At 64.4% G+C, this 15,390-nt stretch carries 13 protein-coding genes; 6 read left to right on the top strand and 7 right to left on the bottom strand.

Annotation, left to right across the window (positions count from 1 at the left end; genetic code table 11):
* Positions 1–46 precede the first annotated feature (46 nt).
* Genes U5782_RS23710 through U5782_RS23700 form a run of 3 tightly spaced genes read right to left on the bottom strand, consistent with a single transcriptional unit; the run spans position 47 to position 5,957 of the window.
* Positions 47–1,525: an efflux transporter outer membrane subunit gene (locus tag U5782_RS23710; protein ID WP_322046319.1), complete on the bottom strand. Its 1,479-nt coding sequence runs from the start codon at positions 1,523–1,525 to the stop codon at positions 47–49.
* The gene (locus U5782_RS23705) at positions 1,522–4,710 is read right to left on the bottom strand and encodes an efflux RND transporter permease subunit (protein WP_322046318.1); all 3,189 of its coding nucleotides are present in this window, start codon (positions 4,708–4,710) and stop codon (positions 1,522–1,524) included. Before U5782_RS23705 ends, U5782_RS23710 begins: the two co-directional genes overlap by 4 nt.
* Complete coding sequence (locus U5782_RS23700) at positions 4,707–5,957, bottom strand: efflux RND transporter periplasmic adaptor subunit (RefSeq protein WP_322046317.1); 1,251 nt, start codon at positions 5,955–5,957, stop codon at positions 4,707–4,709. Before U5782_RS23700 ends, U5782_RS23705 begins: the two co-directional genes overlap by 4 nt.
* A gap of 272 nt (positions 5,958–6,229) precedes the next feature.
* On the opposite strand from U5782_RS23700, the gene U5782_RS23695 reads away from it, so the two are divergent.
* Positions 6,230–6,745, top strand: a complete 516-nt coding sequence (locus U5782_RS23695) for a helix-turn-helix domain-containing protein (RefSeq protein ID WP_322046316.1) — start codon at positions 6,230–6,232, stop codon at positions 6,743–6,745.
* A gap of 4 nt (positions 6,746–6,749) precedes the next feature.
* On the opposite strand, the gene U5782_RS23690 is transcribed toward U5782_RS23695, so the two are convergent.
* Positions 6,750–7,652 (bottom strand): LysR family transcriptional regulator, encoded by a 903-nt coding sequence (locus U5782_RS23690; RefSeq protein ID WP_322046315.1) that lies wholly within the window; start codon positions 7,650–7,652, stop codon positions 6,750–6,752.
* A gap of 148 nt (positions 7,653–7,800) precedes the next feature.
* On the opposite strand from U5782_RS23690, the gene U5782_RS23685 reads away from it, so the two are divergent.
* The 5 genes from U5782_RS23685 to U5782_RS23665 all read left to right on the top strand — a co-directional run bounded on the left by U5782_RS23685 (position 7,801) and on the right by U5782_RS23665 (position 13,050).
* A complete protein-coding gene (locus tag U5782_RS23685; protein ID WP_322046314.1) occupies positions 7,801–8,304 on the top strand; it encodes a DUF1993 domain-containing protein in 504 nt (167 codons plus the stop codon).
* A gap of 312 nt (positions 8,305–8,616) precedes the next feature.
* Entirely contained in the window at positions 8,617–9,828 is a 1,212-nt protein-coding gene (locus U5782_RS23680; protein ID WP_322046313.1) for an acyl-CoA dehydrogenase family protein, read from the top strand.
* Between the two features lie 3 nt (positions 9,829–9,831).
* The gene (locus U5782_RS23675; RefSeq protein ID WP_322046312.1) at positions 9,832–10,371 is read left to right on the top strand and encodes a flavin reductase family protein; all 540 of its coding nucleotides are present in this window, start codon (positions 9,832–9,834) and stop codon (positions 10,369–10,371) included.
* Positions 10,372–10,745: 374 nt separating this feature from the next.
* Complete coding sequence (locus tag U5782_RS23670) at positions 10,746–12,539, top strand: trypsin-like peptidase domain-containing protein (protein ID WP_322046311.1); 1,794 nt, start codon at positions 10,746–10,748, stop codon at positions 12,537–12,539.
* A 190-nt stretch (positions 12,540–12,729) separates the two neighbouring features.
* Complete coding sequence (locus tag U5782_RS23665) at positions 12,730–13,050, top strand: DUF4148 domain-containing protein (RefSeq protein WP_322046310.1); 321 nt, start codon at positions 12,730–12,732, stop codon at positions 13,048–13,050.
* Positions 13,051–13,158: 108 nt separating this feature from the next.
* Here the strand turns inward: U5782_RS23665 and U5782_RS23660 are convergent, their stop codons facing one another.
* From U5782_RS23660 to U5782_RS23650, 3 genes are read right to left on the bottom strand one after another with little or no spacing between them, the layout of a single operon-like run.
* Positions 13,159–14,031 carry an anti-sigma factor gene (locus tag U5782_RS23660; RefSeq protein ID WP_322046309.1) on the bottom strand — a complete coding sequence of 291 codons (873 nt, stop codon included), beginning with the start codon at positions 14,029–14,031 and terminating at the stop codon, positions 13,159–13,161.
* Positions 14,028–14,546: a sigma-70 family RNA polymerase sigma factor gene (locus tag U5782_RS23655; protein WP_322046308.1), complete on the bottom strand. Its 519-nt coding sequence runs from the start codon at positions 14,544–14,546 to the stop codon at positions 14,028–14,030. The genes U5782_RS23660 and U5782_RS23655 overlap by 4 nt, the downstream gene beginning before the upstream one ends.
* The gene (locus U5782_RS23650) at positions 14,533–15,387 is read right to left on the bottom strand and encodes a transcriptional regulator (RefSeq protein WP_322046307.1); all 855 of its coding nucleotides are present in this window, start codon (positions 15,385–15,387) and stop codon (positions 14,533–14,535) included. The genes U5782_RS23655 and U5782_RS23650 overlap by 14 nt, the downstream gene beginning before the upstream one ends.
* Between the last annotated feature and the right edge of the window lie 3 nt (positions 15,388–15,390).

The following is a 15,390-nucleotide window of genomic DNA, read 5'->3' as shown; positions in this document are numbered from 1 at the left end:
GATCAGGAAGCTGTTCCCCATAAAGCGGTTAAGTGGTGGCTGTGAGTCAGTTGGCCTGCGCGACCTGCTGACGGGGTGCATCCCATCCCCCGCCCAGCGAACGGAACGTGCGCACTGCGGCGCGGGCAGCATCCGCCCTTGTTGCATCGAGATCGTCGCGCGCGTCGAGTAACTGCCGGTCGGCGTCGAGCACATCGGTCAGCGTGATCGCCCCCGCGCGATAAGCCTTCTCCGAAAGATCGCGCGCCTTCGTCAACGCGTCGACCTCCTGCTGGATTTCCTGCGCGCGGATCTCGGTTTGCGAGAGCGTCATCAAGGCATCCTCAACATCTTCGGTGGCCTTGAGCGCGGCCTCGCGATACTGCGCCAGCGCTTCCGCGTAGGCGCCGCGAGCGCTCTTGACTTCGGCGTCCACCTTGCCGAAATCGAACAGACGCCATTGCAGCGCACCTGTCCCAACGGGTTGAAACGACTTCGCGCTCAGGAAGTGGCCCGCCGAAATGCTGTCGAATCCCAGTGCGCCCGCGAGCGAAATCTTCGGGTAGTAATCGGCTAGCGCCACGCCGATCGCTTCGTTCGACGCCGCCAGATGACGTTCGGCCGCAATGATGTCGGGGCGACGCCGCAGAACGTCGACCGGTTGATCCGCGTTGCCGATTGCCGGCACATCGGGAATGGCGCCAGCGTTTGCGCCGAGTTCTGCCGCGTAGGTCCCCGGTTGTGCACCCATCAGCACGTCGAGCCGATTCAATTGCGCTTCCAGCGACACGCGCAAGGTCGGCACCGTGGCGCGTGCCTGCCGCAGCAAGGCTTCGGCTTGGGCCACCTCGCGTTCGTCGGATGCACCGGCCTGCTTGCGCGCTTGCACTAGTTGCAGCAGGCGTGCATCGGTCTCCACCTGATCCTCAGTGACGGCCAGTTCCGCCTGCAATCCGCGGATTTGCAGGTAGGCGTCGGCCGCATCGGCGGCAATCGAGACGCGCGTGCCTGTTTGAGCCGCTTCGGCGGCCTGCTCTTCCTCGGTGGCTTGCGTGTGCGCACGCCGCAGGCCGCCGGCCAGATCGATTTCCCAGCTTGCGGTCGCGCCCGCTATGTATTCCTTCTGGTCGCGACTGTAATTGGGAAATGCGCTCGCAAGCGCTCCAAGCGGGCTCTGCACGCTCTGATGTTCCGCCGTGTACGACGCATTCGCATCGACCGTCGGCAGCAGGCGGGCACCCGCCGCCTGAGCCGCGGCCCGCGACTGCGCAACGCGGGCGATCGCTGCCTGAAGGTCGAGGTTTTGATCGAGCGCGCGTTGCACCACCTTCACCAGTTCGGGATCGTTGAACCCGGTCCACCAGCTATCGAGGCTCGGCGCTGGCAATGTGGTTTGCCGGTCGGCCACGATCTGCGCGTTGTGAAACGGCGCCATCTCTGTTGTGGGCGCAACGTAATTCGGCCCAACGGCGCAAGCCGCCAGCAATGCGCTGACAATCAGACTGCCCACGATCGCCTTCGAGGTTCTGGATACGAAGTTGTTCATTTCACTTCTCCACTGCGAAGTTGCCGCAAGGCGGTGGTGCCTTTCGTGCCAAGCTTGCGAACGAAGGCGTAAAACGCCGGGGTGAATGCCAATCCGAAGATCGTCACGCCGAGCATGCCGAAGAACACCGTCGTGCCGAGCGATTGGCGCATTTCCGAGCCCGCGCCGCTGGCGATGGCGAGCGGCGCCACGCCCGCGATAAAGGCAAACGACGTCATCAGGATCGGGCGCAACCGCACATGGGCTGCGTGGGTCGCGGCGTCTTCCGCGTCGACGCCGTCTTCGTCCTGGCGCTGCCGCGCAAACTCAACGATAAGAATGGCGTTCTTGGCAGCCAGCCCAACGAGCACCACGAAGCCAATCTGCGCAAGAATGTCGATGGGCATGCCTCGCAGATTCAGCCCGATTGCAGCCGCGAGCAGACACATCGGCACGATCAGCACGATCGCGAGCGGCGTTTTCCAGCTTTCGTACTGCGCCGCGAGCACGAGGAACACGAACAACGCCGAAGCCGCAAAGATCACGAGCGGCGACATGGTCTGCTCTTTTTGCTGGTGCGCGAGGTCGGTCCACTCGTAGGTAATGCCGTTCGGCAGGACCTGTCCAGCGAGCTGCTCCATGTGTTCGATGGCCTCACCCGACGAGAATCCAGGGGCGGCTGCGCCCATGATTTCCGCTGTGGGGTACATGTTGTAGCGCGGCACGCGATACGGCTCGGTGGTGTTCTTAAACGTCGCCACGCTGCTGATCGGCACCATGTCTCCGGTTGCGTTGCGCACCTTGAGCCTGCCGATATCCTCAGGTGTACGACGGAATGCTTCGTCGCCCTGAACGCGAACCTGATAGGTACGCCCCATGAAGTTGAAATCGTTCACGTATTGCGAACCCAGATAGAGATCCATCGTGGAAAACACATCCGTCGGCGTGAGTCCGATTTTTTCAGCCTTGAGGCGATCGATGTCGGCATAGACGGAGGGTGCGCCCGCGTTGTAAAGCGTGAAAACACCGCCGAACACCTTGTCCTTGTTCGCTGCGGCCACGAGTGCATGCGCCGCGTCGGCCAGTGCCTGCGGCCCCAGTCCGCCCCGGTCTTCCAGCATCAGCTTGAAGCCGCCAGCAGCACCCAGACCTTGCACGGGCGGCGGATTGACCACGACCACCACCGCGTCCTTGACACCCGCGACACGCTTGCGCAGTTCGACCAGCGTCGACGCTGCATTCACGCCGGGCACATGCTTGCCGTACAGCGAAGGCAGACCGTAAAACAACGTGCCCACGTTGGGCGCAATCGTGCCCGTCGTGACGTCGAATCCCGATACGGGCGACGTGTGCGTCACACCCTTGAGTCCCGGCGTTTCGAGCACGATGTCGTTGATTTCGCGGATCACCTTGTCGGTGCGTTCGAGACTCGCGCCCGGCGGCAGAAACGCGATCACCGCCTGATAGCCGATGTCCTGCTCGGGAATGAAGCCAGTAGGCATTCTCGACATCTGCAAGGCCGTCGCGCCAATCAGACCGGCGTAGGCGATCAGCATGATCGTCGTCGCGCGAACAAAGCGGCCCGTCATTTTTCCGTAGCGCGACGACAGCCAGTCGAACGAGCTATTGAAGCGGCCGAACACTGCATGATGGAGGCGCCCCAGTGCCGTCGATCCGCCGTGCGACTTCTCCATCTCGTGCGGCTTGAGCAGAACTGCACACAGCGCGGGACTCAGCGTCAGCGAGACGAAGCACGAGATGACCGTGGAAGCGGCGATCGTAATCGCGAACTGCTTGAAGAACAGACCCGAAATGCCGGACATCAAGGCCGTCGGCCCGAACACCGCGCACAACGTGAGCGCGATGGCAATGATCGCGGTCGACACCTCGTTCATGGTGCGATGCGCGGCTTCTTTCGGCGACATGCCGAGCGCCATGTTCCGCTCGACGTTCTCGACCACCACGATGGCATCGTCCACGACGATCCCAACGGCAAGCACCAGTCCGAACAGCGAGAGATTGTTGATCGACGCGCCGAACAACGAAAGAATCGTGAACGTGCCGACCAGCGATACCGGAATCGCGACAACGGGAATGATCGTGGCGCGCCAGTTTTGCAGGAACAGATACACCACGCCGACTACCAGCAGAATCGCGATGGCGATGGTTTTGGCGACCTCGTGGATCGACTGGGAAACGAAGGTGGTCGGGTCGTAGATCTTGATGTAGTCGACGCCGGGCGGGAAGCTCTTTTTCAGCTCGGCCATTTTGGCCCACACGTCATGCTCAACCTGCACCACATTCGCATCGGGCGTGGCGATGACGAACCACGGCGTGGCCGCGTATCGGTCGGCATACGCCTTGGAGCCATAGTCGACGGAGCCGAGTTCGACGCGCCCGATATCGCGAATACGTGTCACGCGGCCCTGCGCATCGGACTTCACGACGACGTCGCCAAACTGTTCAGGGGTCGTGAGACGGCCGAGCGCGTCGACGTTGATCTGATAGGCACCCGTGCCGTTGTTCGATACCGGGGGCTGATTGAGCACGCCAGCGGATACCGCGGCGTTCTGCGCGCGCAGTGCCGTGAGTATTTCGCCGGCGCTGATGTTATACGATGCGGCTTTGTCCGGATCGATCCAGATTCGCATGGCGTACTGCCGTTCGCCGAACAGCTGAAAATCCGACACACCCGGCAAACGCGCAATCTGATCGCGTACCTTGAGCATGTAATTCGACAGATATTCGGGACTGCGGGAGCCGTCGGGCGAATAGACATGCACGCCCAGCAGCAGCGCCTGGATGGTCTTCTTCACCTGCACGCCCTGCAACTGCACGTCCACGGGCAGACGCGACAGCGTGTCTTCCACGCGGCTGCGGGTAAGCAAAAGCGCCGTGTTGGGATCCGTTCCGACCTTGAAGATTACCGTGATCGTCAATTGACCGTTGCTGGTCGACTGGCTCGAAATGTAATCCATGTTTTCGACGCCATTGACGGACTGCTCGAGCGGCGTGGCCACCGTGCGCGCTATCGTATCGGCCGACGCGCCCGGATACGAGGTCGTGATCTGGATCGTCGTGGGAACGATGTTGGGATACTGGGCCACGGGCAGCTTCACCATCGTCGCCAGACCAATCAGTACCGCGAATATATTGAGCACGGCGGCAAAGCGCGGATGCTCGATAAAGAAGTGCGTCAGCTTCATGATTTTGCTCCGTCATCGCCCTGCTCGGCCGAGAACTGAATCTTTCCTGCGTGCGGGGAAATCTTCGCCCCGGGGCGAACGGTGGGAATGCCGTCGATCACGATGCGATCGGTAGGGGCAAGTCCCGAGCGGATCACGCGCAGACCGCCGCGCACGTCGCCGATCTCCACCTTCCTCGCCGCGGCCACGTTGTCGGCGCCCACGACGTACACCATGTGGTCCGTTTGATCCTGGAGCACGGCGGCGTCGGGTACGAGCAAGGCCGGTTGTGGCGTGGTCGTCGCCAGCCGCAGGCGGGCGAAGCCACCCGGCGTCAAGGACAGATCGCTGTTGGAAATCGTTGCGCGCGCATGGATCGTGCCGCTCGAACGATCGAGCGTGTTGTCGATAAAGTTGAGCGTGCCGGTGCGCGAATAGCCGCTGTCGCCGGTTGGCGAAATCGTCACGGTGTCGGCCAGCGGCCCGCTCTGGTGCTCGCGCGAGCGCTGGAAAGCGGCGTAGTCGCTTTCGCTGATGTCGAAATCCAGGTAGATCGGGTCCAGCGACACAATGGTTGCGAGTAGCGTCGTCGGACCGGTGCCGGCGCGGCTGCCCGATACCAGATTGCCCGTCGACACAAGATGCGTGCCGATACGCCCGGTAAACGGCGCCGTGATCTTGCAGCGATCGAGGTCGAACCGCGCGTCGCGCACGAGCGCGTTGGCGTTATCGACGGCCGCTTGAGCCGCACGTTGCTCGGCGACTTTCTGATCGACGTTCTCGACCGTTCCCGCCTCCGACTGTTGCAGTTCCTGCGCGCGCGCCAGTTCCCGCGTGGCGAGCGCCAGCCGGGCATTCGCCGCCTCGAGTGCGGCCGTCGCTTCGCTCAGCTTGATCTGATAGGGCTCGGGATCGATCTCGAAGAGCAGATCGCCTTGATGGACGACGTCGCCGTCCTTGAAGTTGATCCGGGTGAGCGTGCCGCCAACCTGGGCACGCAATTCCACGCGATTCACGGCCGAGAACTGGCCGAGAAACCCGAGCCGACCTTCGATATCGCGCTGTAACGGTGCACTGATGCTGACCGACGGCGGCGGCGGTGCGGCAACGGGCGCGGCATTCGACCCGTGCAGGTACAAAGCCGTCGCCGCCACGGCAACGATCGCAACGGCGGCAACGCCCTTGCCGACCCATCGAACGGAGCCGGATGTCGCCGCGCCCGGTGGCGTCGTGACGGCCACCTCGGTCTGATCAATTTCATTATTCATGGCATTCCTAAGTGATTTAACTGGCTGCGCGACGAAGAGCTATGTCCCAGTCCGCCCGTCAGGTGATCGATCGTTGCCGCTTCGCAAAGCAGCGGGATGATCCAGAGCGTGCCAGCGATCCGGGACGATTCACCCGAAGCCACTGTCGGCTAAGTTTCGTGACGCAACTATAGGAGACACGGTTGCGTCACGCTACGGGGCCAAAGCGGGAAGCTGTTCCCCGGAATCTGGTTAAGTTGCGTGACGAAACTTGTGCCAGGATACGTTCCATCATGTACAGAAAACGCTTCGATGGAATGGACTGCTCGATCGCTCGCGCCCTCGATGAGGTTGGCGAGTGGTGGACGCTACTGATCGTTCGCGAGTGCACGCAAGGCAGCCGGCGCTTCGACGAATTTCAGAGCGGGCTGGGTATCGCCCGCAATGTCCTCACGGCACGGCTTGAACGTTTGATCGAACTGGACATTCTCGAACGTTTCCCGATCGCGGAACGCGCCAACACGTTTGGTTACCGCTTGACCGCGAAAGGGACCGATCTTTACCCGGTGCTGGTCGCGCTGATGCAATGGGGGGACAAATGGCTGGCGCCGAATGGCAAGCCACGAATCACGCTGGTCGAGGACGTGAGCGGCAATCCCGTGGAAGCCGTGGAGGTTCGCGCACAGAACGGGCAGGCGCTGACGTATCGGGATGTCCGGTTCGCCGCCGGTCCAGGCGCGACGCAGACGACGCGAGCGGTCATCGACGAACGCAATGATCGGGTGCTCGGTGACCCGGCCGAGGAATGATGAATCAGGTGCGCTTTTGCTTGCCGAAGCGGGACATCGATTCCCTTAACTTAGGCGCCGCAAAGTCGATGAAATGCCGCAGCTTTACCGCCATGAGGTTTCTGGACACATGAACGAGATGCACGGGCACAGGGTCGACCTCGAAGCGGGGCAAGAGTATGTCGAGTTGTCCGTTGCGCAGCGCCTCGTCGGCATCGTGCTCGAATACGAAAGTGATACCCGCGTCGTCCACGGCCGCGCTGACTGCGGCGTCGGGTGAGGTGACCTCCAGCCTGGCCTTCACTTCCAGCAGGTACACCTTGTGGGTGCCGGGAAGGCGGAAGCGCCACGGCGACAGATACGGGCTATTGAAGACGATGCAGGGGTACTTTACGAGATCGTCGGGTTCGCGCGGGGCCGGGTGCCGGGCCATGAACGCCGGACTCGCGCAGACGATCGAACGCAACGAGCCGATGCGCGTGGCGATCATGCTGCTGTCCGCGAGCTCTCCGATCCGCACGGCGAGATCGGCGTGCGAATCGATCAGGTCGATGTTGCGATCGGAGAGCAGCAGACGAACGGTAATGTCCGGATACTGCGCGAGGAACTGATTGATGACCGGCAGCACATGCAGGCGGCCGAACTGCACGGGTGCAGTCACAACGAGTTCGCCTTTGGCGGTCGCGAATTCGCCCGTGGCCTCATGCTCCTGTTCGCGCACGAGATCGAGGATGCGCCGGGCCGCCGCGACGTACGAGAGGCCTGCGTCGGTCAAGGTGAGCTTGCGCGTAGTGCGTATCAGCAAACGGGTTCCCAGCAACTCCTCGAGATCGGCGACTTTGCGCGTGAGGGTGCTGACCGGGATTTTCAGTTCGCGAGCGGCCGCGGACAGGCTTCCCCTGTCCACGGCGCTCAGCAACATTTCCATGGCTTCTAGTCGGTCCAACGCGTTTTCTCACGTGGAATGAGGTCGCAATATTGTAGGGGAAGTTCAAGCCTGCCGGGCGGCCCGCTGGGCTTTCACGGTGTCGTGCGGGCGCGTTGCTTTATGAAAAACCCTGTTTCTGGAGATCCCGATGTATGCACAGGCAATCGCACAATGTGTGCAAGCAGTACGAACGATGCAAACGTATCTCGACAAGGCGGAGCGTTACGCAAACGCGAAGAATTTCGATGCCGCCGTTTTATTGTCGACCCGTCTCGCGCCCGACATGGGCGCGTTGCTCTATCAGATACAAAGCGCCTGCGATTATTTGAAAGGCGGGGCCGCCTGGCTTGCTGGACAGCAGCCGCCGCGTCACGAGGACAATGAGCAAACGCTTGAAGACGCGCGTGCACGCATCCGCAAGACGATTGAATTCGCGCAAAGCGTGCCCGCAAACCGATACGACGACGCGGCCAGTCAAATCATCAAGGTCTCCTGGGTACCGGGCAAGCTGACTGGCGAAAACTATTTACTTCAGATCGTGATTCCGAATATCTACTTCCATGTTGCGATGGCCTACGCGATCCTGCGCGCGAATGGCGTCGACGTTGGGAAGCTGGACTTCATTGGACCGGTCAATGCTTTCGATGCCTGATCGTGCCTGATCGTGCCTGATTGCGCCTGCCTGGCAGGCGGCATGAATCGTTGCTGACGCAACGCCCCCCACCGATAGGAGCCGGACGCGGTTCGGCTCCCCTGCTTTCGCGCTCCCGCCGGGCAGGCTCCCGATACCGGCATCAAGCCGCCTTCTCGCACCGCTCGCGCTCGCCTATCCCTCTTGCGATGCGCCATTCAAAGCGCTATCGAATCGCCAGGGAAAGCACCAGGCCTACTCATTATTGATTGAGTCATCATTTTTGATAACAATATCAATAATTCAACAACGAGACACACCGAGGACGACACCATGAACGCCCCGCATGACCTTGCCACGCCCCAGAACGCCGAAGCCGCGCTCGTGCGCGCCGCCAGCGAACTCGTGCCCACGCTCAAGCAACGTGCGACGACGGTCGACCAGATGGCGCGCCTGCCGCAAGAAACGATCGACGACCTGAACGCCGCCGGCCTGCTAGAACTCACCACGCCGCGCCGTTATGGCGGCCAGCAAGCGTCGGTGCGCACGTTTCTCGAAGTCGTCGCCGAACTCGGCCGCGGCGACGCCTCCACCGCCTGGGTTGCCGCGCTCATCAACGTGACGACGTGGGCCGCCGCCGCGCTGTTCGACGAGAAAGTCACGGACGAAGTGTTTGGCAGTCCCGATCGTGCCCGCGTGGTTGGCGTGCTCTCGCCGCGCAAGGCCAGCGTGAAGAAAGTCGATGGCGGTTACGTAATCGAAGAAGGCGTGTGGGGTTTCAACTCGGGCATCTATCACGCCAACTGGGATCTGCTGGGCATTCCCATCGTCGATGAGAGCGGCAAGGTGATCGATCAAGGCGTGGCGCTGGTGCGCGCGAGCGACGTGCGCACGCTCGACGACTGGAACGTGATGGCGCTGCGCGGCACCGGCAGTTCCAGCGTGAGCGTGACCAACCTGTTCGTGCCCAACGAGCGCGTGGCGTCGATGACGAAGGCCATCGATGGCCAGTACGGCTCGACGCATCTTGCGGGCGAGGCGCTCTATCGCGTCGCCTGCATTCCAATGCTTGCGATCATCCTCGCGTTCCCGGCGCTCGGGATCGCGCGCAATGCGCTCGACACCTTCCTGGAATTGCTGCCGCGCCGTGGCATCCAGTACTCCTGGTACACGAAGCAGGCCGAAGCGGCCGTCACGCATCTGCAAGTGGGCGAAGCATCGGCGAAGCTCGACGCCGCGCGCACCATCATCGAAAAACACGCCGATGCGCTCGATGCGTGCGCCGCTTCCGGGCAGTACATGGCCTATATGGATCGCGCGAAAGTGCGCCGCGACGTGGGTTTCGCCGAAACGCTGATCTGGGACGCCGTGGACACGCTCGCTACCGCCTCGGGCGGCTCGCTCGCGGCGCTCGGCAACCCGTTCGCGCGGGTCTGGCATGACGCGCGCGTGGCGTCGTTGCACGGCATCGTCACGCCGGCCACCAACTTCGAGACCTACGGGCGCCTCGCCTGCGGCCAGAGCGCCGGCACGCCGCTGATCTGAGCCATGAATGCGACCCTCGCTCCTCTCGAGAGCGACCTTGACCTCAAGCTCGACGCGGCGCGGTTCCGCCGCGCGATGGGCCAGTTCGCAACCGGCGTCACCGTCATCACATTCGGGCACGAGGGCCGCACGGCGGGCATGACGGCCAATGCTTTCATGTCGCTGTCCGTCGATCCGCCGATGATCCTCGTCTCGGTCCGCGCGCAGGCGCGCTTCGCACAATCGATCGCGCACGGCGACGCCTTCGGCGTGAGCTTTCTGTCGCAAAACCAGGAAGCGCTGAGCCGGCACTTTGGCGGCCAGCCGCGCGAGGCGCTCGACGATCCGCTCGAACGCATGGGCGGTGTGCCGGTGGTGCGCGCCGCGCTCGTACAGATCGCGGCGCGCGTCGACGCGGTGCATGGCGGCGGCGATCACCTGATCTACACCGCCCGTGTGGAAGCGCTGCGCGAATCGGCTGGCCCGCCCCTGCTGTTTCATGGCGGCAAGTACCGGCAGATCGTTGCGCACGATCCGCAGCATTGCTGGTGCGATTGCGAATAGTCCGCCATTCGATTCGCCATCCAGATGATCGCGTCAGGCGACGCGGCACGGCATCGGAAACCGTCGGGTTCCGCCAGCCGTGCCGCGCTGCGCACGCCGCATACCCGCCACTACGCATCCGTCCAATCCGAAAGCGGCAAGTTTGTCGGCGCAATCATGCCGCGCGGATCGTCGCCTCGAAATCCGACGTTTGAAATCACGAATCCGTCACACACCAGGTCGTCCATCGCTCACCCGCGACGCAGCGAAATAGCCGACGTATTGCGAATATTTGTGTGCTACGGGACAAACCCTCCCCCAACTCCTCGCGCGGTGTGACTACACTATTTTCGTCGGCACCCGCTCGCCGGCACGATGACTACTGGAGGTGTGCTGTGCCCCGTCTGTTCCCCGCCTGCACCTCGCGCCCCGCCGCCGCGCTTGCCGTGCTAATCGTCGGCACCTTCTGCCTCACCACCCACGCCGCCACGCCCTCCCAGGCGTCCGACGACGCCGTCGCCGACCAGCCGGCGGCCGCCGCACCGGCCGCAGAAAAACCGGCCACGGGAAAGCATCCTCCCGCCCCCGCCAATGCTTCGGCAATGGCAACACCGGACTTCTTTTCGCTGGCTGACCGTTACGGCCCGGCCGTCGTGCACGTGATCGCACGCGGCGCCGACAACCAGACGGCGCCGCCCGAGCAGGAAGCCGTCGACAACGACGATCCGTTCTTCGCCTTCTTCAAGCGCGCGCCCCGACCTCCGATGGACAGCCAGAGCCCAGGCCAGAGCACGAACGAGCCGCGCGTGATGACGGGCGGCGGCTCCGGTTTCATCGTGAGCCCGGATGGCGTCGTGCTGACCACGGCTCACGTGGTCGACAACGCCCAGGAAGTGATCGTCCAGTTGACCGACAAGCGCGAGTTCAAGGCCGAAGTCGTCGCCGTCGATCCGCAAAGCGATGTCGCCGTGCTACAGGTCGACGCGCACGATCTGCCGAGCGTGAAGCTTGGCGATTCGTCGAAGCTGCGGGCGGGCGAACCGGTGCTCTCGCTCGGTGCGCCGGACAGCTTCCAGAACACGGTGACGACGGGCATCGTCAGCGCGGCCTCGCGCACGCTGCCGGACGGCAACGCGTTCCCGTTCTTCCAGACCAACGTGGCCGTGAACCCCGACAACTCCGGCGGCCCGCTCTTCAATCGCGCAGGCGAGGTGATCGGCATCGACGTGCAGGTCTACGCCGACCGCTACAACGGTCTGACCTTCGGCATTCCGATCGAGGCGGCCAACAAGTTCCGTGCGCAATTGCAGGCGGCGCGCAAGACCGGGCCCGCGAATCAGGACGATCAGGCCGACGCGGCGGGTAACACGGCGGCGGCGCCCGCGCCGACGCGCATTTTCGGCATGCAGGTCGAGGACGTGAGTCCCGGGATCGCGGCGGCGCTCGGTCTGCCGCGTGCGGGCGGCGCGCTCGTCGATACCGTGGATGCCAACTCGATCGGCGAGGCAGCGGGCGTGAAGGCAGGCGACGTGATCGTGCAGGTCGGCAAGGAACCGGTGGACGGCGCGGCCACGCTCGCCACCCAGCTCGCGGCCGTGCCGCCCGCCACGCAGACGCCGCTCAAGCTGATCCGCAACCGCCGGCCGATGCTTACGCGCTTCTCGAACGCGACCCTCGACGCCAAGGCCACCAAGGCGGTCCCGGCCAAATCCGCCAAGGCGGCACACGCCGCGCCGGCCGCCCCGGCGACCGACCAAAGCGACCCGGCGGACGCCGCCGATGCGCCCAGTTCCGCCGCCGACGGGCAGGACGCGCGAGCCGTCGCCACCGTCACAGCCGAGACGGCCGCCGCGCCGGCCAATGAAGGCGGCGGCATGACGCGCGTAAGCACCACCACGAAAGCCACCAGGGCGCACAGCGTGGCGGACCGGCTAGGCCTCGTCACGCACGCGCTGAGCGAGGACGAACGCCGTTCGAGCGGCTTGCCGCTCGGCCTGATGGTGGACGCGTCGACCGGCGCCGCCGCGCGCGCGGGCGTGAAGCCCGGCGATATCGTGCTGTCGCTCAACGACACGCTGATCGAAACGCACGAACAGGCGATGGCGCTCGAATCGAAGGCGACGCGCAGCATGGCGCTGCTCATCCAGCGCAATAACGCGCGCAGTTTCGTCGATGTGAAACTGCAGTAACGATCTGGCCCGCAAGGGCAGCGGGCCAGATCGCGCTGTGCAGATACAAACCCGATACAAAGCCGCGCGGAATAACTCCCAGGCTGGTGCGTTCTTATCCATGCAGGCCGCGTCGAAACGAACCCGATCATCAAGACCCGGTTCAATCGACGCCAGCCGCAAGACCACACCATCTGATAAGGAGTTCCAAATGTCTATCCGCCGCGTATTGATCGCCACGCTCGTCGCCGCTGCATCCGTGGGCGCCGTCACGAGTGCATCGGCCCAAGGTCTCACCCGCGAGCAAGTGCGCCAGCAGCTGATCGAGGCCGAAGCCAACGGTTCGCGCTTCGTCACCGACGCCTCCTATCCCGACGTGAGCCCGGTGTTCGCGCAACAGGTCGCGCACAGCGCACCCGCGCACGAAACGAGCGGCATGGGCATGCCCGTGGCCGGCACGAGCGAGTCGGGCGCGCCGCGCGCCGCCTGCGTCGGGCCGGTTAGCTACTGCAATATTTACACGGGAGGCTGATGCCGCCGCTTAAGCGTGCAACGCCGAAACCCTGCTCATAACGAGCGGGGTTTCGGCGTTGGCATGCGAAGCGACGGCTGAGCGTACCGTTGCACGCTCAACCAAAGATCAACGCGCAGTCAGTTGCGCATAGACATCGTGCGACAACTGCAACAGCACCTTGCGATCGATGCCGCCCGAAAGCGCATAACCGAAGTCGCCGTCGATCCAGTAGAACACGCTCACCGGGCCGTCCTCGTAGAGCTTGAACGCCGTGGTGTTGCTGCTGACCTTGCGATGCGAGATGCAGAGCGTCACGCGCTCGCCTTGTGCGTTGTGATACATGAACTGCGCGACGTCGCCGTCCGGGCCGGGCAGCAGGCGTCCGCCCACCAGCTCGAAACCGCTTTTCGACAGCATGGGCGGATGCACGTCGGTGCCAAGCCGGTTCGCCAGCCACTGCACGAAATCCTGCTCACGGCGCGCGTCCATCGTGTCCGGCCGTTCGACCTCGGGCATATAGACCACGTGGGCGAGCGCCGCCTCGTGCACGAAATTCATCGTCGGGTCGGCGCTCACCGGGCGCAGATCGCCGCGCGCCACAGTGCCCGACGCGCCATTCATGAGATCCGCGCCATAGTGCGTGCCCCAGCCGATCCCCACGCCCAGCACCAGCGTCGCCGCGAGACTCGCGAACTTCGTCCAGTTGGCCGCCGGGCGTGCGTGGCCCTTGACGGGTCCCACCGCCGGGCCCGCACCTTCGGCACCATCGGCGGATGCCGACACCGCCGCACGCAGGCGCGCGGGCACCGGCTCGCTTAGCACGCGGTCGTAGCGTTCGTGCAGCAGGCTGTTCAGCGAGAAAAAATCGCTCGTGCGCACCGCGAGTTCGGGATGGCGTTCGAGTTCGCGCTCGACATCGGCGCGGCGCGCTTCGGAAAGCGTGCCGTCCACGTAGGCGTGGATCTCGTCTTCGGTCACGGGATGTTGTTGCTCGCTCATCGCACCACCTTCAGGTTCGCACGCGGGACGGTTCCGGCCATGAGCGCGCGCAGGCGCTCACGTCCCCTCGACAGTCTCGACATGACGGTGCCGATCGGCACGTCGAGTGCCAGCGCCACATCGGCGTAACTCATTTCTTCCAGGCCCACCAGCAGCACGACCTCGCGCTGCTCGACCGGCAGCCGTTGCAGCGCGTAGTCGAGATCGCGCACTTCCAGCCCACCTGTCTGGGTCGCGGGCACCGCGTAGTCGGTCTCGGGCACGCTTTCGTCGTCTACGGACACATGCGTGCCACGCGCCGCCGACTTGCGCACCTGATTCACGAACAGGTTGTGCATGATCGTGAAGAGCCAGGCGCGCAGATCGGTGCCCGCGCGGAACAGCTCGGTGCGCGCGAGCGCGCGTTCGAGCGTGTCCTGCACGAGATCGTCGGCCAGTTCGCGGTTGTTGATCAGCGCGCGGGCGTAACGCCTCAGGCGCGGGACGTGTTCGATCAGCTCGTCACGGATGTCCATGTTCCATCCTTGTCTGCCCTCTCATCGCCGGATTCAACGCGTCCCCGGACGTTTCCTGCCGCGCTTCCAGTTGTTGGGTCGCCGCGTCGGCCGCACGCATGAGGCCATGCGTGCGCGCGTTGCCCGCCAGCACCCAGCGCTCGCCGCGCCCGATCCAGCCGATCAGCCGCAGCTCGCCCACGCGGCGCGCGCTCCACTGCGGCGCCGCGCGCGCAAACCAGGCGCGCGAGGCGAGCAGCACGACCGGCTGGCCGTCGGCGTTCACGTAGAGCCAGCGCTGCGCACGCGCGAACGGGCCGAGTTCCATCGTGCCCGAGGCCACGAAGCGCAGGCCCACGGCGCGCAGATCGAACGGCGCAGGTGCGGTGGCGGGTGCAGCGAGTGCGGCGGGCGTGCCGGGCACGAGCGCATCGGCGAGCGTATCGGACGCGCCGGACTCCCCTGGCATGGGCTGCGCGCCGCCGCCCGCCTCCATCAACGCCATGACGGCCGCGTTGTTGAGCGCCTGGGGACTGGGTTCCGATGCGGCCAGCCACGCGAGCGACGCAGCCACCAGCGCGAGCGCTCCGGCCAAGGCAAGCAGCCAGCGTCGCGGCCCCCGTGCAGGCGTGCGAACACGCGTGAGCGCAGGCACATCGCCCGCCAGCGCAGCTTCGCCGAACGAGCGCCGCATCTGCGCATTGAGCCGCCGATAGAACAGGATCCGGTGCCACTCGCCAGGTCGGCGCGCCAGATAACCGCGCACGCGCGTGGCCCGCTCGCCGGACAGCGAGCCGTCAGTGTAGGCCTGAATATCGGCCTCGGAAACCGGCCGCTGCTCGTGCGGCCCCTGCGGAACCATGAT

Origin of the sequence: Paraburkholderia sp. J67, from assembly GCF_905220265.1 — a bacterium.
GTDB lineage: Bacteria > Pseudomonadota > Gammaproteobacteria > Burkholderiales > Burkholderiaceae > Paraburkholderia.
This window is presented reverse-complemented; position numbering and strand designations above follow the sequence as displayed.